18 protein-coding genes are annotated in these 22,708 nt (G+C 49.5%); 3 read left to right on the top strand and 15 right to left on the bottom strand.

What is annotated here, in order from left to right:
• Positions 1-70: 70 nt before the first annotated feature.
• The 15 genes from AB1757_27670 to argS form a co-directional block, all read right to left on the bottom strand.
• Complete coding sequence (locus tag AB1757_27670) at positions 71-838, bottom strand: hypothetical protein (protein MEW6130840.1); 768 nt, start codon at positions 836-838, stop codon at positions 71-73.
• Positions 839-858: 20 nt separating this feature from the next.
• The gene (locus AB1757_27665; GenBank protein ID MEW6130839.1) at positions 859-1,539 is read right to left on the bottom strand and encodes a zf-HC2 domain-containing protein; all 681 of its coding nucleotides are present in this window, start codon (positions 1,537-1,539) and stop codon (positions 859-861) included.
• A gap of 73 nt (positions 1,540-1,612) precedes the next feature.
• Positions 1,613-2,182, bottom strand: a complete 570-nt coding sequence (locus AB1757_27660; protein MEW6130838.1) for an RNA polymerase sigma factor — start codon at positions 2,180-2,182, stop codon at positions 1,613-1,615.
• Positions 2,183-2,308: 126 nt separating this feature from the next.
• Entirely contained in the window at positions 2,309-4,699 is a 2,391-nt protein-coding gene (locus AB1757_27655; GenBank protein MEW6130837.1) for a hypothetical protein, read from the bottom strand.
• A 205-nt stretch (positions 4,700-4,904) separates the two neighbouring features.
• A complete protein-coding gene (locus tag AB1757_27650; protein ID MEW6130836.1) occupies positions 4,905-5,915 on the bottom strand; it encodes a hypothetical protein in 1,011 nt (336 codons plus the stop codon).
• Entirely contained in the window at positions 5,915-9,199 is a 3,285-nt protein-coding gene (locus AB1757_27645; GenBank protein ID MEW6130835.1) for a choice-of-anchor D domain-containing protein, read from the bottom strand. Before AB1757_27645 ends, AB1757_27650 begins: the two co-directional genes overlap by 1 nt.
• 194 nt (positions 9,200-9,393) lie before the next feature.
• Positions 9,394-10,641, bottom strand: coding sequence for a trypsin-like peptidase domain-containing protein (locus AB1757_27640; GenBank protein MEW6130834.1), 1,248 nt, complete (start codon positions 10,639-10,641; stop codon positions 9,394-9,396).
• Between the two features lie 21 nt (positions 10,642-10,662).
• Entirely contained in the window at positions 10,663-12,828 is a 2,166-nt protein-coding gene (locus AB1757_27635) for an SUMF1/EgtB/PvdO family nonheme iron enzyme (protein ID MEW6130833.1), read from the bottom strand.
• Between the two features lie 206 nt (positions 12,829-13,034).
• Positions 13,035-14,609 carry a hypothetical protein gene (locus AB1757_27630; protein MEW6130832.1) on the bottom strand — a complete coding sequence of 525 codons (1,575 nt, stop codon included), beginning with the start codon at positions 14,607-14,609 and terminating at the stop codon, positions 13,035-13,037.
• Between the two features lie 136 nt (positions 14,610-14,745).
• Complete coding sequence (locus AB1757_27625) at positions 14,746-15,246, bottom strand: hypothetical protein (GenBank protein MEW6130831.1); 501 nt, start codon at positions 15,244-15,246, stop codon at positions 14,746-14,748.
• 41 nt (positions 15,247-15,287) lie between these two features.
• Complete coding sequence (locus tag AB1757_27620; protein MEW6130830.1) at positions 15,288-15,836, bottom strand: hypothetical protein; 549 nt, start codon at positions 15,834-15,836, stop codon at positions 15,288-15,290.
• 40 nt (positions 15,837-15,876) lie between these two features.
• On the bottom strand, positions 15,877-16,902 hold the full coding sequence (aroF, locus tag AB1757_27615; protein ID MEW6130829.1) for a 3-deoxy-7-phosphoheptulonate synthase: 1,026 nt from the start codon (positions 16,900-16,902) through the stop codon (positions 15,877-15,879).
• A gap of 121 nt (positions 16,903-17,023) precedes the next feature.
• On the bottom strand, positions 17,024-17,533 hold the full coding sequence (locus tag AB1757_27610) for a carboxypeptidase-like regulatory domain-containing protein (protein MEW6130828.1): 510 nt from the start codon (positions 17,531-17,533) through the stop codon (positions 17,024-17,026).
• A gap of 121 nt (positions 17,534-17,654) precedes the next feature.
• Positions 17,655-18,104, bottom strand: a complete 450-nt coding sequence (locus AB1757_27605; GenBank protein MEW6130827.1) for a GxxExxY protein — start codon at positions 18,102-18,104, stop codon at positions 17,655-17,657.
• A 208-nt stretch (positions 18,105-18,312) separates the two neighbouring features.
• Complete coding sequence (gene argS / locus AB1757_27600) at positions 18,313-20,322, bottom strand: arginine--tRNA ligase (GenBank protein ID MEW6130826.1); 2,010 nt, start codon at positions 20,320-20,322, stop codon at positions 18,313-18,315.
• A 178-nt stretch (positions 20,323-20,500) separates the two neighbouring features.
• Here argS and AB1757_27595 point away from each other — a divergent pair, with 178 nt between their 5' ends.
• Genes AB1757_27595 through AB1757_27585 form a run of 3 tightly spaced genes read left to right on the top strand, consistent with a single transcriptional unit; the run spans position 20,501 to position 22,507 of the window.
• A complete protein-coding gene (locus AB1757_27595) occupies positions 20,501-20,638 on the top strand; it encodes a hypothetical protein (protein ID MEW6130825.1) in 138 nt (45 codons plus the stop codon).
• On the top strand, positions 20,610-20,948 hold the full coding sequence (locus AB1757_27590; GenBank protein MEW6130824.1) for a hypothetical protein: 339 nt from the start codon (positions 20,610-20,612) through the stop codon (positions 20,946-20,948). The genes AB1757_27595 and AB1757_27590 overlap by 29 nt, the downstream gene beginning before the upstream one ends.
• On the top strand, positions 20,945-22,507 hold the full coding sequence (locus AB1757_27585; GenBank protein ID MEW6130823.1) for a glycerol-3-phosphate dehydrogenase/oxidase: 1,563 nt from the start codon (positions 20,945-20,947) through the stop codon (positions 22,505-22,507). The genes AB1757_27590 and AB1757_27585 overlap by 4 nt, the downstream gene beginning before the upstream one ends.
• Positions 22,508-22,708 lie beyond the last annotated feature (201 nt).

Below are 22,708 nucleotides of genomic sequence, written 5' to 3'. Positions count from 1 at the left end.
CCTCAGTAATAAAAAAGCCGCAAGGGTTTTAGCTCTTGCGGCTTTTGCAGTTTGGAGGATCAAGCAATGGCTATTTTTTATGCAGCAAAATTCTTCCGTTAAAGGTAATCAGATTCAATCGTGGTCCACCTTTCAGATGGGTTCCGGTGATGCCTTTCGGCGCGCGATTGGTTCCGGTCAACGAATTCATGAAATCACCCAGATTGATATTTTCACTCAAGGCGCGGGTCGAAAGTTGAAACGACGTGCCCGATGGCAGACTGACATCGACATCGCCTCTGAGGGTTTGAAACGTGTAAGGACCATCGCCCGCAAGTTCTCCATCAAAAAAAATGTCGCCGGTCGTGACACTGACATCCGCCGAAGGAAGGCGGACTTCAATCAAACGAATTTCACTATCGAAGGATTTGATTTTCACATCGCCGCGCACTCCGCGCACTTCGATTTGCCCGATGTAATTATTAAGCTGTATGGAGGTCTCGGCAGGCGCATAGATTTGAAAATCGGCTCTTCCGGGGGTCAGTGATTTTCTTACGCTCAGTGAAATGTTATCGCCGGTGACCTGTTCAGAAATCGGCGCTGAGGCGTCATTTTTAGCGAATACGGAAATCGCTTTGCGATTCCACGCCGTGACATTAATCGAGCCGTTGATATTTGAAATGGTCAGATGCGCACGACCGGTAGTGTTATAGGTGCGTTCAAATTTCGCGGGCGGTTCGGATGCATAACCAACACTCGTGAGCAGTAATAAACAACTCGTGAGGATAAAAAATATTCCTGCACGTTCAATCACATTGCCCATATTTTTTTTATTCCATGCGAATTCAGAGCGGAGCATAAACACTACCATAGATTTTATTATTGCTTGAAATCAGCGAAACCTTCGAGAACCCGGACTTTTTCGCGATAAGCATTGATGAGCAATTCGCGACAATTTTCATCCGACGGATTATTGTTAAATTCTCGGCGGCTTTCGTTCAATGAGTCTTCAACCGAAATCATGCTGCGTTCAAACGATAATTGTAAATTGGCATCCCAGTTTTTTTTCTTCTGTTCAACCGCTTCTTTCAACTCACCGATGCGTTTTTCATAAGGTTCCAAATCTTTAAATCCAAGATGCTCTTGCTGGGCTGGCGAAACATTTCCATTCACCACTTGATTCGCATTGGGTGAAAAGTTTTTAAATATCGTGACACCGACGACAACGAGTAAAATAAACGAAGCCGCAAGGGCTGCCATTCGCGGCACCGTAAAATACAAATCGCGGTTATGCAGTTGCTGCCACCAGTGTTTCGCCCGTGCTAAATAGGTCTTTGGACGGTCAGCTTCGATCTGGGTTTTGATGCCTACCCATAAGTCTCTGGTGGGCGCTTGCATGGGTAATTGCCCGCTGAAATGAACGATTTGCAACAAGTCATCGCGCACCGCGCGACAACTTTCGCAATCTGCCAGATGGCGCTCGATTTTAGTCTGCGCGCCCAGTTCCAGCATGCCGTCCACATATTCTGAAATTACTTCTAAACACTCATTGCAATTCATGGTTTTTAACTCTTGTCGAAAATCGCCGGGCACTCAGCGATGCCATAGTCTGTCATACCCTCAACCCTTCTGGTTAATTTTGAACCTTCAATAATTCTCGCAACCGCATTCGCGCTTTATGGAGTTGCGATTTCGATGTCCCGATGCTGACTTTCAGGATATGTGAAATCTCTTCGTGCTCGTAGCCTTCGACATCGTGCAAAACGAATACCGTGCGATAACCGGGTGGCAATTCCGCAATGGCTTTTTCAAGAGCAATCCGGTCAACCATCGATACGCGCCGGGTGCTTTGTATGGGCGTATCCGTGACATTGGTAAAATCGCCTTCTCCGCTAGTATGTTCCAGCTTTACGCCGCGTTTGCGAAAATGCATCAACACCTGATTGACCGTCAAGCGATGCAACCAGGTGGTAAATTGCGATTCACCGCGAAAGCTGCTCAATTTTCTGAAAACCTGTAGGAAGACTTCCTGCGTGAGGTCTTCTGCCTGGGTGGTGCTGCCAAGCATGCGCATACACAGCGAGAAGACACGTCGGTTGTGTAAATGATAAAGCTGCTCGAAGGCATCGACATCGCCCTCGGCTGCGGCTTTCACCAAATCGGCATCGGGCGCAGGTTCAGTCCGTTCTACAATCACTGGCATCGTTAAAGTTTGGGTTATCAAGTTCATGACACGCGCTGTGATGCGGTCATCTCCGGTTCGGTTGCTTCAAAAATATATCACTTAGTTCAAATAACCAGAACAAATAAAAGCCTTATTTGCTAAAAATTACTTCTTGCGATTGGCTTCCTTTTGTTTCTTGAGTTGCGCTAAATCTTCCTCAAATCTTTGACGCTCGTCGGCGGTCAATTGATTGCCACAGGAATTAATAAATTTTTGCAGCTGCTCTGCCGCTTTCGGGTACTTCTGGTCACTGTTGTAGGCATTTGAAAGCGTCAAATAGACTTCACACATACTGAGTTCGGGGGTCGCTTCCGCAGCTTTTAACGTCGCTTCGCCGTTCTTAACTGCCAGCGCCACATCGCCGCGCAAAAAATCGTTCTGTGCCAGGGTCGCCATTACCAGAACCTGGCGGCGTTTATCGCCGCTTGCCTGGGCAAGTTTCATGGCTTCCTGCAAATGACCATTGGATTGTTGTAAAAGCGTCGCGCTTTCGGGCAGCGATTTGGCGTTATTCGTAGCATATTCGACCAGACGGGTTTTGGTCTTGCCCAAAATATAGTTGACCTCAGCCATCGCTTTTTTGTTTTCGTAACGCGCGCCGCCGAAAAGAATATGCGAAAGCGAAAGGCGTTTCAGACCGCGCGCCGCCGATACCTGTTTTTTGGCAACCTCATCAAACAATTCCAGCGCCTTTTGCGCTTCGACCGTCGCCTCTTTCTGTTTTTCAAACGAATCCTGATAGGTGAGCACATCCGCCAGAATCATATGCGCGGGCGGCAGTTTGGGATTGCTGCGAATCGCGGCTTTCAGTTGCAACTCCGCGCCAATCGCCTCGCCGCGCCACAATAACACATCTGCCAGCACGACTCTGGCAAAACCGAAATTCGGATGACGTTTGATGACCTCGCGAAGTTCCGTAACGATTTCGTCAACATTATCGCCGATATTGAACCGCGCTTCGGCAAGCAAGGTTCGGGTTTCAAAATCAGTCGGGCGAAGCGCAATCGCCTGGCGAAAACTTTCAACCGCCCCGCGATTATCGCTCAACGATTGTTGTGCCCGTCCGCGATACACGAAGGCATCAGCATACGCGCCGCCATTGCTTTGAATCGCTTTGTTGAGCGTCGCAATCGCTTCAGCGAATCGTTGTTTGTTGAAACTATCGACGCCTTTTTGGAATAAATCTTTGGCGTCTTTGGATGGCTCGCGGTCTTCACGCAAGAAGACGTTGATCTGCTTATTCGCAGATTCAATCAACGAATCCTCATCGCCTTCGCTGAAACTGAGATTGATTTCCACAAGTTTCGATTTGCCGGGTTCGACACTGGCTTGAATGCTGCGCTTCATCGCGCCTTTTGAAAATGAAAGCGTCTGGGTTCCGGCTTCGACCTTCACGGTATTCGGAATGCGACTATCGAGCGTAGCGACCGGCTTGCCATTGATTGCGACTTCGACGCCATCAACATCCGGCGTGCGAATCACCAGCAATCCATAGTTACTCGCAGGCGCAGTTTTTTCGCTCGCATAATTGACGATTGAAATCGGAATATAATTGGCTTCAACCGAGGTCACATTGCCCTGCGGACGCTGGCGGCGTTCGGTCATCTCGGCAACCTTATCGCTAACGTAATCTTTCAGCTCTTTAAAATTGACGACGTTATCGCTGTTGGTATCGGCAAGCCCGCGCAAACCTTCGAGCACCGAGTAGGTAAACACCCCGGCATTCAAGGTATCGAGTTCATAGGAAAGTTCGGTCTGGTCGGCGGCTGAAAGGAAACCGACGCCGCTTGGAATTTTGCTCATCTCTTCAAGGTAACGCGAATTGGCGCGTTTGGTGATGTTGATGCCGCGCCCCTGCAATTGCACACCGGCGCTGTGACAGGTGTCGGATATCACCAAGCCTTTTTTCGCAGAAATTTCGCTCACCAGTTTGCGAAAAGCATCCATGCGAATCGCGGTGTTCGACATATCGCCAAGGTTAGTGTCGTGCAAAACGAAATAAGGGATTTCTTCAGTGGCGCGGGTTTGCGGATTGGCTTGTGGCACCAGCGCGCCGTGCGCCGCAATGTAAATGATGAAATAGTCGTTTGGTCGCGTCTGCCGCAAGGTATTCAAAGCTTTTTCAACATTCGCTTTGGTGGCGTTTTCATCTTTAAGCAGAATCAAACGTCCGCCGTCACTGACATCGCGGAAGCCGCCGCCGTTCGGGCTACGCAAAAAATCGTACATCGCCTGCGCATCATCCCCGGCATTTTTCAGATTGGGAATCTCGCCTTCTTTGGTGGTTTGATCGCCATATTTGTATTGCGAAACACCAATGATGACGCCCCACAATTGAACCTCGGTATTTTTGCTGGCTTCATCAGGGGTTTCACCGACTTTAATTTTAATGCGCCGGTCGCGCGCGTCTTGAGCATTAATCGAGTGAATAGAGAAAACTAAAATTGAAAGTAGGAATATTGAAAAACCAAATTTAACTGTTAAACGCTTTTTCATAAAAACCTCGCAAGGTTTGTGATGCAATCGTGGAAGAGCAAAGGTGGCTAAAACATAAACATTTTCTTTGTTGTGGCGAAAACAATCAACCACAAAATCAAAAAAATAAAAACCCATAGATAGCCAGTTCGCTCAAACCGTTGGGTTCGGTTGCAACAAACAGAGCCTCTATGGGTGTGAATCTAACCAATCCTTTCAATCAACCTTAAGGTCTGACATCAGGATTACCGCTTTGGCGAATCGGGTCGTTGTTGTTGTCGCGTGTGCCGTAATAAACCCCAAGCCCGACTCCCACAGCCGCGCCTGCGACAACCAGCGTGGTGGTAAGCGGATTCCAGAACCCGGCTGCGGCTTTCACGGCGCTGAACGTTCCCGTCCACGAATAACGTGTGCCTTCGACGGTTGCGGAAATATCGGTCGAAGTTCCGGCATCGCCCGCATTAAATTGCGCCCGCGCCATGCCCTGCGCGTCGGTTCGCACCGTCAACGTCGTTCCGGCGCTTGAACCGGAACCGAGCGTTCCCGAACCGGTAGCGCCCAGAGCAAAAATAATCGGAATGTCGGGAACCGGTTTATCGTTTTCGTCGGTCACCTGCACCTGCAATTGGCGTGTGCTGCGCGCCACCACACTGTTGGTCGCGCCCATACCGATAGGCTTAACCGTAAATCGGGGTTGAGTGGTTTGCGCAATTTCAACTGTGCCGCGTGAGGCTTCAGCCGTCGCGCGACCTTCGCGGGTGGTGACTTTAAAAGCTGCGCCGTTTGATGCGGTGATGATGGATGCGCCCGCTTGAATGTAGGCGCTCACCCCGTCTTCCAGTCGAATATTTAAATCGCCTGTAAGCAGCGATGCCACCAACACGCCGCGCGATGACTCGTTTTGATAAGTATTCGAGGTTGCCAGTCGCACCATAGCGCCGCGTTTCAAGGTAAGCTCGGCAACCGCCTCAACCCTCACGTTGGCGCTTTGAGAAAACGCTTGCAAGAGTTCCCCGCCCCAGATGAACTGTTCACCGCTTGTCGGTTTGCCATTGATGGAAATTGCGCCAAGCGAATAGAGTTTGCCAAGCGGCGCAATGCCAGGGTTAGCGCGCAAACGAATCACCGGTTCATCGTCACCTGATTTCGCCGCAACAGCTTTCGGCAACGATAAAACGACCAGACAAAAACCCAATAAAACACTGAGCGTGGTTGCAGTAAATTTATGTTTCATCATTAGCGTTTCTCCTTTGTTAGGCGATTCACATTTATGAGAAGCCTATTTTCTTCTAAATAATTTCCAGCTAATCGCCCCTTAGCATCAAAACACGTATTACAACCATCAGTAAAAAATTCAGGGGACTCTTGATAAGCGGCTCTCGCAAAAGTCAGAAGAAGAGTTCCCTCTGCTAAGGTTCGCGGTCGGAGACCGCCTCTCAACGAAAGCGATTTTTTATTCTCAAGCCTGACGACTGGCATCACCAGTTTCGCGCCGCCTTCGACCTTGAGCGATTCAACTTTGAGCGAACTGAGTACCACCAAATCGGCGCTGCCCGAGGCGTTTGATTCGCCATCCGTGACGTTGATGCGCACCAGTGAAACATTGGGATTGTCTTTCGCGCCGGTGAATTTCTGCGTCACCGTAAAGCTCTGCCCTGTGACTAAGCCTCGCGCCTGAATCTGCGATGCCAGATCGACATCAACCGTCTGCACCGCGCGACCGCTACGGTCAACAAAATCAAAGGTCGCGCGCGTGGTATTCAAATTCGCATCGAACAAGGAAAACTCAACCGTGAATTCATCACCATTGCGCGTGAAATTCACCACCGGGTCATTTGCCGGGTTCGATGGATTAATAAACTTCACGCCGGTCGTCACCCGTCCAATGAGTGGAACCATCAACGGGCTTGAGCCAGCTTGTTGAAACACGACTTGTGATGTCACTGTGTCCGGTAAAACGCTCGACGCCGCAAGCCCGGTTGTGCCATTCACCACCGCAGGAATCGCCGGGCGGAAGCGCACACGGAAGGTCGCCGTTTCATTAAAGCCCAAGGTGATTGGGCTGGTAACCGCCGTTTCATTTCCACCGGCAGCCAACCGCACAATGCTGAAAAACGCGCTGTCATTGGTGCCTGTGATTTTGCCATTCGTCGTATTCGCGCCGGTGCGAACAAATCCTGCGAGCGTTAAAGTCAGTGGTTGGCAACCGGTGTTTTGAATGGTGAATTGACGACGCGGCTGTTTCTTCAATTTCAGCCCGTTGCCTTTTGCCCCCACAGTGCCGAAATCAACCGTCGTGCCGCCGCCTTCAATCGTCACTCTGCCCTGACCGACAGCATTGCCGGTAGCCGTCAATTCGGAAGTGATTTGCGGTCTGAGCGGATCGTTCGTCGTAAATTGCACACAGGCTTTTATCGCGCCGCAGGCGTTAGGTGTAACCGTCACGTTGACATTGACGCTCTGCCCCGGATTAATCGCCGCAGTCGGGCAATTGGTCACCGCAAATCGCGCCGTGTTGTCGGGGTCAGCGGTCGCGCATTTAACAACCGTACAGCCTGTAATCACCAGCGGCGCATTGCCGTTGTTGGTTATCTGCACGGGCTTTGCAGGCGAAGTCGTGCCGACCGTCACTTCACCGAAAGCAATCGGAGTGGCAGCGGCAGCTATCGAGCGACCGGGCTTGGTGTTGGCTGCATCAATCAACAATTCCGAAGTGTTGCCTTCAATGTCGGTCACTGTTGCCGTGTAAATGCCAACCGGCGAAGTTGCAAGCCCCGTAGCTGAAAATGCGCCGGTGCCGTCGGTTTCAGCAGTGCCGATATGATTGACCCCACCAATCACAATGACGTTGGAAACCACTGTGAAGTTGGTTACGGCAAACAGTTCCACCACGGAACCCACAGCCGCAGCGCCATTCACCTGTCCGGTGATATTGACAAGGTTGTTTTCGCCGGTGACCACATTAATTGAATCGGGGAAATTGACTAACAGATTAGGACCCGTGTCGGCATCGCCTTCATCATTTGGCGTGAGACCATCACCGCCCAAATCAATCAACACCGGGCTATCGGAAATGTTGTTGCGCGAAATGGTATTGCCGGTGCTGTGAGCAATGGCGCGGGCAACTTCCGGGTCAAGCACCAATACCCCCACTTCATCATTGGCTTCAAGCACATTCTGAGCAACCGTGTTGTTGACCGTCACGTCCGCAGGACAAATCGGGTCAATGGCAATCCCTGCGCGGTCAAAATTGATGATGCGCAATCCACGCACCGTGTTATTGTACGAGCGAATTAAAATGCCATCGCGGTGGGCTTCACCGGCATCCGAATCAGTATTGACGCCATCAATGGTGACAATCGGCGCGCAGTTTTCACCGTCGCAACCGTTGATATTGATGTTCGGTCTGACAAGCGCCGGAAGCGGAATCAGCGGGCGAATGGTTGTGCCGCGTAGAGATTCGGCGAAAGTAATGTTCGCGTCACCACCGTTGCAATTTGCGGCTTCGATGGCTTGACGAAGCGATAGAGTTGTACCCGGCGTTGCCCCCGGCGCGGTATCAACTTCGGTATTAACCACATAGTTGGTGCTGATAATCCCGCTTCGTAAAATGTCGCGAACATCACTCGCAAAATCACTGATTTGTCGCTGACAATCGGGGTTTGCTGTGCCGGTCGCTGAAACATTGCAATCACCATTGGCTAAAACTAATGTCGCGCCTGGAAGCGCATCAACCGGCGGCGGATAAACCAACGCATCGACGTTGGCTTTATTGATGGCAAATTCCGGCGTCGCCGGGTCAAGCCCCATTAAAATCACATCCAGTTCAAAACCGACACCCAGCGTCGTCGCAGCCTTTTGCGCTGCCGCAACCCGACCGACCGCTTCAGCAATATCGCCGGTTGAAGTCTGTCCATCGGTTGACAGAATGAACAGACGATTGGCATTAGTCGCGCCATTTTGACTGACTAAAACATCTGCCGTAAAAATTGCCGAAGTCATACTGGTTTCACCGGCAGGGCAAGGCGCAATGCCACTTGAGAGATCCGCGCATTTCAAATTACCGACCGCCTGTGCCACATTTTCGGCGGCGGTTAAGGAATCAATGCGGGTTAAGGCTTTATCCTGAACCAACAAAACGTTGGCGCCACCGGCGAAGACCACGATACCGACTTCAACCGAACCATCACGCGAAATAATCGTCGGGTCGCGCAACGTTTTCATGATGCCTTCAATCTGCGCGTTGTAGGTTTGACCGCGCGGCGACATACTGCCCGAACGGTCAATTAAAAAAACTACTTTCGTCGGTTGGTTGGTTTTACAGGGTGTGCCGGCAACTGTAATTATGCCCGTATCGCAGGGGGATTGCGCCTGTCCGCGCATCGTAACGGTCATGAGACTGACAATGATAAATGCAAAAAATCCTACGCTAATCAGCCTACGGGCATGAACTTTTCGATTTGCCATCGCAAGTTTACCCGGTTGTTTTTCAAGTAAATATTTAGCCAGATTATTTTTCATAAAGCTTTACTCTTTCCGGTGAGACAATATTGAATTTTGAGTCCAACTCAATTTCTTAACGGTGAACGCCGAGGCGCAGCATCAATCGGCTCGCTTAAGTTTAGAAATGCCAACTATCAATCAGCATATTTTTGAGTAGGCGATAATATCATGCAGGCTAAAGTCGCGTGAAGGGTGACGGATGAAAACCGGAATCATTGCGCCTTTCTGAGTTCAATAATAAAGCGATTGTTGCTTGCGCTGATTTCAATATCTTTCGAGTAAGGTTCATAACCCAGGGCGCGGGCTTTTAAGGTATAGCGACCGGCGGGCAGCGACTTATTCATAATGAAAGCGCCGTTGGCGTCGGTGCTGCACCAGGTCAATAAATTTTCCGGTGTAATGGTTGACGCGCCAAGCGGCACAATCCCCACGCGCGCTCCGGCAACCGGCGAACCATTATTGGTTGCCCGCATGGTTCCGCGAACGATCAACTCACCGCTTGATTGACCCGTCGCCGGTTCCGTCATTGAAGGAGGCGGTCGCATCGTCACTTTCGGCGTCGCATTCGGTTTAGGCGCAGGTGGGCTTTGCGTGGATTGGCTACCGCTGCCTGAAGGAATATTTTTTGCCATCGCGCGGTCGCTGTTGCTCAGTTGTTCAATCATTCGCGCCAAAAGATTCGCGGGTCGCAAAAAACCGACCGAGCCGAGCGAAGTCACTTCATCGGGAAAGCCATCGCCGTCTTTATCCACTTTGCGCGAATCCGCCAGCACTTTCGTAGGGATGCCAATCAATTTGCCTTCGCTGTTGATTGCCGCACCACCGCTGTTGCCATGAATCAATCGCGCATCGGTCTTTATCCAGCTTTCAAGGTTATCGAGACCCTCGACCATGCCGGCATTAATCGTTATCGTGGTGCCGCCTTTTTCGGGAAAGCCGATGATGATGATATCGTCGAGCAATTTGACTTTGTTGGAATCGCCCATCGGCAGGGACGGAAAGATAGCGTTTGAGGCGAGCGGTTTGCCTGCGCCATCTGCGACAATTTTTAGTAATGCAAGGTCCTGGATTTTATTGACGGAAACCGTTCTCAGGCGATAGCGTTTCGCGGAGGCGCTGGCAAAATCGCCGGTTGACAAGGTGATGAATAGCTCATCAAATAGCCTGTCGAAATTGTCCTGCCTGATGACGTGATAATTGGTCGCCACCAATCCATTGCTGTTGACGATGACCGCAGAGCCTCGCGGCTTCGGCGCGGTGACTTCATTGGTATTGCGAACCGAAATTAAGCCGACCGCCAGCGCCGCTTGTCGGGCAAGGACGCGGGTTTCTGCCGAAACCGGCGATTTTTTCTGTCCGACTTTGGATAAATTTGTGTGGGTTGCGCAAACCACGCCCGCCACCACCAGCGGCGCAAATAGGAACGCCGATGCGCATTGAATTTTCGATAGTCGCTTCATGTCCTGCCTCGCTCAGACTATCTATTTTTTCGATAGACGCTCTTGCAGTTTAGGGTCGCTGGCGGAAACCGCGCAACGAAAGCCATATGCCGTATAACTATTTTTTCCGGTCTGCGGGTCGATGCCCTCTTTGGTATCAGGTAAAACTTTTTCTCTATGGGTGGTGCGCACCTCTGCCCCCGGAGAACGAAAACTGCCGCCGCGCGCCACCCGATAGGTGGTGCCAAAATCGGCATTTTGCGAGGTATTCCCCTGGTAAGCCTGATAAAAGCTATCGACCCATTCACTGGCATTGCCCGCCATATCCATCACCCCATAGGCGCTTGCGCCATTTGAGAACTGCCCGACGGGCGCTGGAGTGCGCATCTTCTGCCCGAAATTGGCGCGGGCGGTATCCGATGCCTCGCCCCACGGAAAAGCGCGTTTCTTTTTTGTCGCCTCATCCCACGATGCAGCCTTTTCCCATTCAACTTCCGTAGGCAAACGTTTCCCTGCCCAGTTCGCATAAGCGAGGGCATCCGAATAACTCACGCCAATGACCGGCGCATTGGGATTCTGATTAAAATAATCGCTATGGTATGCCGTTATGGTCGGCGTTGGTCGCCCGGTTTCTTCGCAGAATTTTTTATACTGGGCATTGGTGACTTCAAATTTATCAATGTAGAATGCCGGCACATCGACCGTATGCACAGGCTTTTCATCTTGATTGTAATTGTTATCGCCCATTGCAAATTCACCCGCGGGAATTAAGACCATCGCGCCGTTATAATCAATCTCTTTGTCATTGGGAGTTGAGGTTTTGGTGGTTCCGCCGAGTTTTTCAAGGCGCGCGGCAATGGTTCGCTCCGCGCCGCTTTCCAAGGCAACCACGGTATTGAACTCCGTGTAGCCTTCGTGGGTGACACGGATATTCACATTGCCATCTTTCACTTTGGTAATTTTCAAAATGCCGCTGGCATCGGTTACGCCTTGCTTGACATCATCGACATAAACCGCGCTTTCAGGCGGCGCATTCTGAATAATGAGCGTCGTTGAACCCGCAAAGAAGATGAGATACACGCCAACCAGCAGCGCAATCAGCGCCAAGCCGCTGCCCGCCGCAATCCCCAACCATAAATAATTTTTCGTGGGTGTCACGCCGGTTATCGCCACATCAGGAGTTGGCGAAGTCTGTAGCCCCGGCGTCACAGAGGTATTCGGGATAAATGAATTGGGGGTTTGCGGTTCCTGAACGTTGGGCGCAGTTGAGTTGGAAATTCCCGATACCGAAATCGGAATGGTGTATTGGGTGTCCGGCACAAAGGCATTTTGCATCCCTTCCTTAGGCAAAACCTGTGTCGCCCTTTTAGCAAGAAAATTGTTTAAATCTCTGCGAATTTCACTGGCATCTTTGTAGCGATGATTGACGTCCTTGGTCATCATTCGCGCCACAATTCTTGCCAACGGATAAGGGATTGCGGGATTGATGTCCGAGAGGTTTCTTGCAGAAAGGGCACGATTTTTATGCCAGCGCAACCACTTCTCTGCTTCATTGCCTTTGTTGCCGTCATAGACTTCGGGAAACGCCCGGCGAAACCCCTGCTCGCCGAGTATCATTTCATAAGCGAGCATGCCGGTTGCATAAATATCAATCTGCTGGTCGGTGCCTTTGAGGCTGGGGTCAAGCAGTTCGGGCGCGGCATAACGCGGCGTTGCCATGACCGCGCCGCTCGATTGCCGATGCGCATATTCGGCAATTCCGAAATCAGTGATGTAAGCATTGCCTTCTTTATCAAGCAGGATATTGCCGCTTTTCAAATCGCGATGCACAATGCCGCGTGAATGGATGGCTTCAAGCCCTGAAAGAATCTGTTCAAGCAGGGTTGCGGCGCGGTCTGCGGTCACCGCGCCTTCTTTGATGACGTCGCCGAGCGTGCGCCCTTCGATGTAATCCATGATGATATAAAGTTTACTTTCCCAAACCAGCGCATCACGGACGGTAACAATATTCGGATGGGTCGGCAGTTGCGCGAGCAGTTCAATCTCCTGCTCGAAACGACGGCGGATTTCCGGGTCATTGGCTAAATCGGCGCGGACTTCTTTGATGGCGATGAGTTTTTTAAATTGCGGATGTAAGGCTTTATAAACCGCACCCATCCCGCCACGTCCGATTTCTTCAATGATTAAATATTTGTCTATTCTCGACATGCGTTTTTCAGATTCCCGATAAGCATACCTATAAGGCAAAAAATTGTCATCACTGAATGAAGTATTCTTTAAAGATACGGATATTTTGATGGAGGTTTAAAAGGATGGTTAATATGGAAAACCATTAAGCTCAAAATCAACTTGCAACCCAATCCCGGTCTTTTCCATCAACCTCCTGTGTCATTGTTTAAAGCAAGCCAACCGGTTTATGGATTCGGAATTCGCTTAAAAATTCTGATATTACCGGCAGCAAACTGTTCTCGAAAATTCTGCGAAAAATCCATCATCAACACCGGATTATTTTTCAACCGTTCATCGAGCGCATCCCGCTTCTCAATAATAATCGTTTCAATATCTTCGGGAATCGCCTTATCGAATTGATGCCACCGCGAAGTGCCTTCGTGAATAATCTCGGCGTATTTCAATCTGCCTTGCGAAACCACTGGCCCAAGCGACCCGGTCTGCATCAAAATTTTTGTCGGCGGCGGATTGGCGCTGGTGAACGCGGCAACTTTCGCCCATTGCCGCGCCGCTTCGGAATTCACCCCGTTGCGGTAGCCTTCCTGATAGACCGCCAGTTGCGACACGCCATCCGAAATCAAATAAAAATATTGAAAGGCGACCATCGCGCAGATGATTACAATCGAGGTGATTTTACCCAAGCGGACAAACAGCGGAATCAACGCCGGAATGAATAACGCCAGCGCCATCAAATGCGGCAACCCGTAACGCACATTTAAAAGTCCGAAGGCGCTCAACGGAAAAATCTGAATCTCGCCGCGATAGAGACTCAGGCAGTGAAAGAAAAACGGCACAATGAAAAGCAACAAAGGCGCGTGTTCGATTAAGGCTCGTTTGCGGGTGATAACCAGTCTTAAAAACCCCGAAAATCCCAGCAAAATCGTAATTATCCCGACACAAGCCGCCACCGTCACGGTCATCAACAACCCATCAAGAAAAGCATTGCCAACAAAAACCCGCGACCATCCGAGATTCGCGGCATTCTGCAAATAGATACCGCGCGCCGAATGCGGGCCTCTCAAAAACCACAACGCATCGCCGTAAATCGCCCGGTTGTGCCAGAGCCAGTACAACGGGCAAATCGCCACAATCAATGAAAAGTAAATCGCGTTTTTGATTTTCAGTTGCCAGTTGCCTTTTGATAAACCAAGCGCCAACGCGCAGGCAATTGCGGCAACCGCCCAGGCTTCGTATCGCGCCATCGTCGCTACGGTCATTGCAACCGCCGCAATCATTAATCGCCGAGAGGTTTGTTCCTCAGTCCAGCGTTGCAACATCCAGATGGCAAACGCCAAAGCGCCCATAAACACCAACTCGGTCATCGGCGTCGATTGCATAAACAACACGCTTGGATTAAGCGCGAAAATGCCGAACGACACGAAGGGCAAAATATTTTTGTAGCCGTTGGCTTCTTTCGCATAAAGCGATCTCGCGAGTTGCCAGATGGAAATCGCCGTGATGATGAAAAAAAACATTGAAATCAAACTTCCGGCAACGCCTGTGCGCCAAAGCCAATCATTAGCCACCAGCGGCAACATCAACACGGTTTGCAATGGAAGCCACGGCGAGCCGATTTGCATATACCTCTGCCAGAGCGAATCGTCAGGGCTATCGACAACTTTACGAGCGATGTTCACATGGGCAATGCCATCGCCGTATAGATTGGTCATATTGTGATGGTAGAAATAGAGAAATGCGGTGATGGATAAAATCGAAGCTATCGCAGAAATTAAAAAAATATCGGGAATTTTCTTTATCATTTGCCGGTGATTCAGCGCCGTTTGCCGATTTCGCCTATCGACCGGCGTCAGTGGGCGCGGGTAACGCCGCTGATGGAACCATACCAAACTCGCTGTCCGCGCTCCACTGCACGCCTCTGTTAGGCAGAGGCTGCGGTTAGTCGGCGTCATCCAGAGCGAGATACCAATTGTTTTCAATTTGCCGATATGGAGTCGCCTTTGAACCATCCTTATCCAAATCTTGAATGACCCCCTTCGCTGGCTTGATGACATAGGCGTAATGCTTGAAGGTGCTTCGTCTGGCTCCTTCGATAGACGTGAAGAACCAAATCTCATCTCTGGCTCCTGTTTGCCTGTCCTCAGCAGCCATTCCATTCAGCCCCAGCACTGAAAACAAGCGTCGATATTGCGCCAACCTGTCAGGACTAATGCCAACCGACTGTGGATTCTCTGGGATGGTTTGATCGTATGCAAAGTAGATCAGCCCCTTATCGACTTGGAACATTTCGAGAAGTGTGTTGAATTCGGATTTATGCGCTTGGAACTTGGCGATAAGGAATTCATCAGCACGATATGTCGAATGCCGTGAGATGCACCCCGGGGTGACAGCAAAAGCCAGAATCGCAACCCAAATGCTAATTGAACGATTGTTGATCATCTCGGTCTCCTCTGCCTATCCAGTTTTATGTGCCCGTCACATCAATCAATGCCAATATAGTAAAAGTACACAATTTCACGGGTTTCATCATAACAAAGGAAAGCTGAGTTCGAGCTATATTCCTGATTAAAATTTAATGCCTGATAAAAGAGCTTAGGTTTACTATCCGAAGGGTTCCACCAATCGGGCGGATGATGCTGTGGGGAAGGCCAGTTAAAAAATTGTTCTTTAATCGGGAAAAATTTCGAGGCGACTATTTTATCCAGTATCGGCTTATTCGCTTTAAATCGCAGGTATATGTCACCCGAATCAAAGAAAGCCGACTTACGCCCTTGCAATTCTCTTACTTCCGCCGGAGGTTTAAAACCAAAACTCGATGCGAAAACATAATCCGGAGAAAAATTTAAAATTGTTTGAATGCCAATAAGAATAATTACAGGAATCCCAATGGCCAGGCAGGCTATACAAAGAACTTTTTTCAAATGATTGGCAACGGATTCAGGCTTTCTCTTACTGTAAAGCGAAAGCCCTATCCAACTCGTGATAGCTAATAATCCAATAAATCCGACCAACAGGGCAGACAAAAACATTTTCGCCTCCCGTCAATTTCTAAAAAATATGCTTTAGATTTTACACCATTGCCGTCTCTTTTTCGGCAATCACCCGATAAATCGCTTTCACATCAGCGACCAGTTCTTTAAACATTTCAGGAAGTAGCGCCTGTGGCCCATCAGAAAGCGCGCGTTCCGGGTGATTGTGAACTTCAACCATAATGCCATCCGCGCCACACGCCACTGCGGCGCGCGCCATCGGAATCACTTTGTGGCGTTTGCCGGTGCCGTGCGAAGGGTCAACGATAATCGGCAGATGCGAACGATTCTGTACCGCCGGAACTACCGATAAATCCAGCGTGTTGCGCGTGTGGTCGGCAAAGGTGCGCACCCCGCGCTCACACATCATCACGTTGTAATTGCCTTCAGCCATGATGTATTCGGCGGCGAGTAAAAATTCTTCAAGCGTCGCCGACATTCCGCGTTTGAGCATCACCGGCTTTCTGGCTTTGCCAAGCCGGCGAAGCAGAGAAAAATTCTGCATATTGCGTGCGCCGATTTGTAAAACATCGGCGTACTCTTCGACCAGGTCTGCGGTCTCGGTGTCTAAAACTTCGGTGACGATTTTCAGTCCGAACTCGTCGCGCGCGGCAGCTAAAATTTTTAACCCTTCGAGTCCGTGACCTTGAAATGAATAGGGCGAAGTGCGCGGTTTGAATGCGCCGCCGCGAAAGAGTTTGACGCCGGTTGAGGCAACGATTTCAGCAATCTCCATCGTTTGTTCCAGCGTTTCAACGGCGCAGGGTCCAGCAATGATTGCCGGTTCGCCGCGACCGATTTCCACATCGCCGACTTGAATAATGGTGTCATCGTGTTTGAGGTCACGGCTGACCAGTTTGTAAGGTTTGGTGACGCGAATGGCTTCCGCGACCTGCGGCAAATCTTCAAAGTGAGTTGAATCAATCGCGCCCGCGTTGCCGGTGATGCCGATGGCGGTGCGCGATTCGCCGGGCATCGGATGCGCTACAAATCCAAGTTGGGTAATGACTTCACAAACTCTCGCCACATCTTCGTTAGTGGCTTCCGGTTTCATGACGATTAACATATAAATTCTCCAAAATTATTTCTTCAATTCAAGGATAGGGGTTTCTTGGGTGTAGTCAAATTCTCCTTCTTTAATTCCCTTAAAATTCAATTCAATCTCAGTTAGGATTTGATTCGGTGTATCAATGTCCTTTCGGTTTTCGCTTTTTAATTTTCGTATCTTCTCTGTTTGATTTCCGACCTTTTATGTCAGCAACATTAACTAAATCTCCACTTTTTTCGATGCGTGGAATGATTATCCTTTCGGAAGGAATAATATCTTGATGTTCTCCTGTTATGGGTGGATGCATATAAGATCTCGGTTCAAGTTTTAGTATCAAATTTTCGATATTATTTTTACCAACCTCAACGCGAATCAAAATTATCTCAAGTGGGAGAAAGCCATTGGCTAGTATCTTTAACGTATAAACATCTTCAGGCAACTCAATCTCATAGTGACCTGCTTCATTAGTAAAAGTCACCTGGCTGAATTGAGCATTTTCAAAAGTAACTTTGGCTCCTGGAATTACTGCGCCGTTTGGATCAAACACTGTTCCCTCTACGCGACCGGTTTTTGTTTGCCCATATCCCAAACCGACAATCAGTAACATCAGCGAGAATGCTGCAAATGTCTGGATTTTACTTTTACTCATGACTGAATTCCTGAATTAAGTTCTCATCTTTTTGAATGTCAGTTTAGAGAGAGATTGCAACGCACCTGTGATTTTTCTCATCAATTTTATCCGGTTGATGGAAGCCTTGATTATTCTTCTTTCAATGTTGGTTTCCCAGCGGATGCGGCGGATGCGGCGGATAGTCGCGGATTTTTTCAGAAAGATTTTTATTCTCGTTTGAAAAATATTTCCGCACGAATTTTGGTTCGGGTCCGAAATTTAACAGCAAGCCGATTTCGATTTCCGTCGCCCGCAAATAATTTCTCAGTTGCGCGATATGTGCTTCGCAGATGGCATCGGCGATTTTCACTTCGATGATGATTACTCCTTCAACAATCAAGTCAGCATAATAATCGCCAACCAGATTTCCGGCATAATAAACTTTGATGGGTTGTTGCCTTTCGGCTCGCAACCCCGAATTTCTCAACTCCAGCAACAGCGATTTCTCGTAAACTGTTTCAAGGAATCCATAACCGAGCGCGTTATACACTTTGTAGAATGCCTTGAGAATCTTGTCGGTCAAATCTCGGTGTTGTAAATCCTGCGTCATAAAACCCTCCGGTTTCTCATGACGCATGTAAATTTCAAAAATCTGCAACAATCACCTAAATCATTAAAAATATCGTTCGCCTATCCGGTAATCCGTCCTAATCCGCCGCATCCGCCGCATCCGCTGGGAAATTCACCGTGATTAAGCAAACGATCTCTTTCCGTTAGAATCTCAAAGCAAATTTGCTCTGATTGCCGATAATCGTTGACTACATCCGCTCAGGCACTTGAATACCTAACACATCCAACGCCGCCGTCAACTGGCGACGCACGACGCCGGTAATTATCACGAGCAAATCGCGTCGCGCTTCGTCCTTTTCAGCGATGATGCGATTTTTATCGTTGTCGTAAAAACCATTGAACTTTTGCGCCAGTTGAAATGCCCATTTTGCAACATGCGCCGGTTCAAGCGCGTTTACCGAACTGCGAATTACGTCATCCAAGCGCAAGGCAAAATAGATCAATGACCACAAATCATCTTCCTGCGCCAACACCTCGGGCATACGCTCATGCACTTCCTCTTTTTGCGTATCAATGCCGGTTTCTTCGAGCTTTCTAAAAATCGAATTGGCGCGAACAACCGCGTTTTGCACATAAACGCCGGTTTCACCGGTCATTGCCAACGCTTCTTTAAAATCGAATGAAATCACTGAATTTCTGAGGAATTTCAATAAAAAATAGCGCAAAGCGCCGACTGCAATGATATGAGCAATCGCTCTTTTTTTCGCTTCGCTCAAATCCGCATGGCGACTGGTTACTTCCGAGAGCGCAGAGGCTTCGAGCTGGTCAATCAAATCATCAACTTTGACCCCTAAACCTTTACGCCCCGACATGCCAATCACCGTGCGCTTTTCTTCTTCTTCCGTGAGTTGATAGCCGAGTTGTTTGGCGGCGGCAGGCGACAGCGCCACTTTTTCATAACCGAGATGGGCGCTGCGTTCAACGCGCTCATCATGCACGATGGCTTTGACGCCGAGTTTGACATAATGCTGCGGATAAGATTGCCCGACGTCGATGACATTGAAATACGCCGCGCCATTACCAAACGACGGATGCGACGAATCATTTTCTTCAGCTTTTGAAGTGGTAATCCAAACCGTATGACCATCCGGGTAGGTGTCGAATTTTTTATAACCGAATTCCAATCCGAGTTGTCCGAGTTTCCACAGATGATAAGCGATGTCTTTACCTGTATAAGTCACCGTTCCATTTGAACGGACAATGACTTTATCGGCTTCGTGTTCGCTCTCTTCGTCCGATTCTTTCGCTTCATCCACAGAACGCATCACCCAGCAGCCTGCCAGTTTGCCTTCGGTTGCAAATTCAATTGCGCCGCGTTCTTTCAACAGTTGAAACGCCTTATCCCAGATGTGCAGATGCAGGACATCCGATTCGCGCGGCATCACGTCGTATTCGATTCCCAGACGATACATCGTCGCCAAGTGACAACGCAAAATGCGCATGGCGATGTAATCAGCCATCTCATAAATCTCACCTTCGCCGGCTTCGATTTCGTGTAACGTGTTGGCGCGAAGTTCGAGCCGCGATTTGTCCTCTTCATAAAACTGCCCGACCTTGGAATACAAATCCCAACAGTAAAAATCGAACATATCTTTACTGCCCGATGTATAAGGCTCGCCCAATCCCGGTTCAATCGCTTTGATTTCATCGAGGGTTTTGTTTTCGAGGTACTTAAATCCGACAACCACGTCGGCGACCTGAACGCCGGTGTTATCAATGTAATTCTGCACTTCGACCTGCTCACCGGCAGCGCGAAAGATGCGCACCACTGTATCGCCTAAAATGGCGTTGCGCATATGCCCGATGTGCGCCGCTTTGTTAGGGTTGACGGAGGTATGTTCGACGATAAGTTTGCCGCCGAGTTGTGGTCTTGCGGGTTCATCAATTCTTGAAGCTTCGAGCAAATACTGCGCGCGGTCGAAATAGAGATTCAAATATCCCGCGCCCGCTACATCAACACGAGCGATGCCCGAAATGCCGCGAAGTTCATCGGCGAGTTTTGTCGCAATATCGCGGGGATTCTGTTTTTGACCGGTCGCGGCTTTCAAACGTTTCGCGAGTTCAAAAGCCACTGGAAAAGCGAGGTCGCCGAGTTCGGTGCGCGGCGGCACTTCGGTTGAAAAGTCTGTCAGTTCAATTTCAAAAAGATTTTTAATCGCGTCGGCAAGTTTCGCTCGCACGACTTCCTGAATCATCATAAAAGAAAATCTCCGTTTGATATGCGGGTGGCAAGCTACAGGCTCGCCTGATGAATCGTTGATGATAGCAGTCCTCAAACAATTTGATAAGCCTGTACGAGACGGCATATTGTTAGATTTGCCGGGATTTGAATTGTGGGATGAAATCGCCTCTGCAATAATGGGCTTGGAGAATGAAATGAAACCGCTAAAAAAAATCAAAATTGAGCGTCCCAAACGTGAAAAGGTTGATAGAGAGCAAGCCCTGAAACGAGTGAAGGCATTCGCCAAACGCAAGGAGAAACTGATTGCCGCTATCAAAGAAGGTTCGCATTGAGATATTCATTCCAGACCTGCCTGATCCGGCTTATGCTCGCATCCTTGAGGAATTAGGCGACGAATTAAGTTATGCCTTCGGTGGTTGTACAGCGATTTCATCAGCAGGCAAATACCGCTCGGATTCAGGGGTTATTCTGCCAGACAAAATCAATATTCTTTTTACTGACACACCTTTTGATTGGGATAAAGACCAGGTCATAATCGAGCAATACGCCGAAGAACTATGCGATGTCGTTCAACAAGCTTTGCATAAGAAGCGATGCTTATCACGGCGTATCAACTTTTTCATGTCGGGTAAGTTGTTATGAATCGTTCGGAAATGCTCAGTCGCGTCACCCAACGCAGCACTGCCTGGGATATGTTGATTATCGGCGGCGGCGCAACCGGCGTCGGTTGTGCGGTCGATGCCGCTTCGCGCGGCTATGAAGTGTTGTTGCTTGAACAAGCGGATTTCGGCAAAGGCACATCCAGCCGCAGCACCAAACTGGTTCACGGCGGTGTGCGTTACCTTGAACAAGGCAACATCTCACTGGTGATGGAAGCCTTGAAAGAGCGCGGGATTCTCAGACAAAACGCGCCGCATCTGGTTCACGACCTGGCTTTCGTGGTTCCCAATTACGAATGGTGGGAAGCGCCGTTTTATGGGCTGGGTTTGAAACTCTACAATCTGCTTTCGGGAAAATACGGTTTCGGTTCATCGGAAATTTTATCCAAAGAAGAGACCCTTGAACGTTTGCCAACCATCAACACCGAAGGCTTGCGCGGCGGCGTAGTCTATTTTGACGGGCAGTTCGATGATTCGCGTCTGCTCATCAATTTAGTCACTACCGCATCCGAACAGGGCGCGACCCTCATCAATTACACGGCGGTGACCAGCCTGACGAAAGACGAAGAAGGCTTCGTTAATGGCGCGACCTTTACCGATATGGAAAGCGGCGAAGAGTTTCGCGTCGAAGCTAAAGTCGTCATCAATGCCACCGGCGCATTTTGCGATTCGATTCGGCAGATGGCGACCGCCGATGCCAAGCCAATGATTGCCCCAAGTCAAGGTGTGCATCTGGTTTTCGATCATTCGTTTTTGCCTGGTCATAGCGCCATTATGGTTCCGCACACCGATGATGGGCGCGTGATGTTCGCCATTCCCTGGCATAATCACACTCTGGTCGGCACCACCGATACGCCGATTAGCGAACCCTCGCTTGAACCGCATCCGTTTGATGAAGAGATTGAATTCATCCTTTCGACAGCAAGAAAGTATCTTCATAAAAAACCTTCGCGTGAAGATGTCTTGAGTGTCTTTGTCGGCATTCGCCCGCTCGTGAAAGCTGCGAATGCGCAAAACACTGCGGCGCTTTCACGCGACCACACCATTTTAATCGAACAATCGGGGTTGCTGAGCGTCGCCGGGGGCAAATGGACAACCTATCGGCGGATGGCTGAAGATTGTGTCAATCAGGCGGCGATGCTTGCGAAGTTACCTGATAAACCGTGCATCACTGAACGCTTGAACATCCACGGCTATCACCGAAATCCTGAAAAATTCACAGCATTTGCGGTCTATGGTTCGGATGCCATAGCCATACTTGATTCGATTCGTTCAGACCCAAGTCGCGGTCAACCTTTGCATACGGCGTTGCCTTACACGCTGGCGGAAATTATCTGGGCGGTGCGACGCGAGATGGCGCGCACCGTCGAGGATGTTTTAGCGCGTCGTACACGGGCGCTGTTTTTGAATGCGCGTGCGGCAATCGAGATGGCTCCGCGCGTGGCGGAAATTCTGGCAAACGAACTTGGTCTCGATCAACATTGGCAGCAACAGCAAATTGAATCGTTTAACCAACTCGCGAAAGGCTATTTGATTGAATGAGCCACCAGGCGTTGCTTTGCAGTTTTCTATGTTATCTGCGGTTGAAGAAGCGACAGCCGATTCATTCATTTAATTGAGGCGTGGTCATAAATCATGCCGCCCTCAAAAGTGCTTTGATTCCTTTACCTACCGTCTTGCCTTGCTCGTATTGATAGAGCAAGACAAGTTGGTAGATTAAGATCGCTCCCAAAGCCAAAAGCT

Source organism: Acidobacteriota bacterium (assembly GCA_040754075.1).
Lineage (GTDB): Bacteria > Acidobacteriota > Blastocatellia > UBA7656 > UBA7656 > JBFMDH01.
Note: the sequence above shows the minus strand (reverse complement) of the source record. Positions and strands in the feature narration are given on the sequence as shown.

What these genes read in the sequence shown, in the direction of transcription:
- AB1757_27630 (MEW6130832.1), bottom strand. Translation starts at nt 14,609, where the DNA reads ATGATAAAGAAAATTCCCGATATTTTTTTAATTTCTGCGATAGCTTCG.
- AB1757_27660 (MEW6130838.1), bottom strand. Translation starts at nt 2,182, where the DNA reads ATGCCAGTGATTGTAGAACGGACTGAACCTGCGCCCGATGCCGATTTG.
- AB1757_27585 (MEW6130823.1), top strand. Translation starts at nt 20,945, where the DNA reads ATGAATCGTTCGGAAATGCTCAGTCGCGTCACCCAACGCAGCACTGCC.
- argS (MEW6130826.1), bottom strand. Translation starts at nt 20,322, where the DNA reads ATGATGATTCAGGAAGTCGTGCGAGCGAAACTTGCCGACGCGATTAAA.
- AB1757_27595 (MEW6130825.1), top strand. Translation starts at nt 20,501, where the DNA reads ATGAAACCGCTAAAAAAAATCAAAATTGAGCGTCCCAAACGTGAAAAG.
- AB1757_27665 (MEW6130839.1), bottom strand. Translation starts at nt 1,539, where the DNA reads ATGAATTGCAATGAGTGTTTAGAAGTAATTTCAGAATATGTGGACGGC.
- AB1757_27620 (MEW6130830.1), bottom strand. Translation starts at nt 15,836, where the DNA reads ATGTTTTTGTCTGCCCTGTTGGTCGGATTTATTGGATTATTAGCTATC.
- AB1757_27610 (MEW6130828.1), bottom strand. Translation starts at nt 17,533, where the DNA reads ATGAGTAAAAGTAAAATCCAGACATTTGCAGCATTCTCGCTGATGTTA.
- AB1757_27670 (MEW6130840.1), bottom strand. Translation starts at nt 838, where the DNA reads ATGCTCCGCTCTGAATTCGCATGGAATAAAAAAAATATGGGCAATGTG.
- AB1757_27640 (MEW6130834.1), bottom strand. Translation starts at nt 10,641, where the DNA reads ATGAAGCGACTATCGAAAATTCAATGCGCATCGGCGTTCCTATTTGCG.
- AB1757_27605 (MEW6130827.1), bottom strand. Translation starts at nt 18,104, where the DNA reads ATGACGCAGGATTTACAACACCGAGATTTGACCGACAAGATTCTCAAG.
- AB1757_27645 (MEW6130835.1), bottom strand. Translation starts at nt 9,199, where the DNA reads ATGAAAAATAATCTGGCTAAATATTTACTTGAAAAACAACCGGGTAAA.
- aroF (MEW6130829.1), bottom strand. Translation starts at nt 16,902, where the DNA reads ATGTTAATCGTCATGAAACCGGAAGCCACTAACGAAGATGTGGCGAGA.
- AB1757_27650 (MEW6130836.1), bottom strand. Translation starts at nt 5,915, where the DNA reads ATGATGAAACATAAATTTACTGCAACCACGCTCAGTGTTTTATTGGGT.
- AB1757_27635 (MEW6130833.1), bottom strand. Translation starts at nt 12,828, where the DNA reads ATGTCGAGAATAGACAAATATTTAATCATTGAAGAAATCGGACGTGGC.
- AB1757_27655 (MEW6130837.1), bottom strand. Translation starts at nt 4,699, where the DNA reads ATGAAAAAGCGTTTAACAGTTAAATTTGGTTTTTCAATATTCCTACTT.
- AB1757_27625 (MEW6130831.1), bottom strand. Translation starts at nt 15,246, where the DNA reads ATGATCAACAATCGTTCAATTAGCATTTGGGTTGCGATTCTGGCTTTT.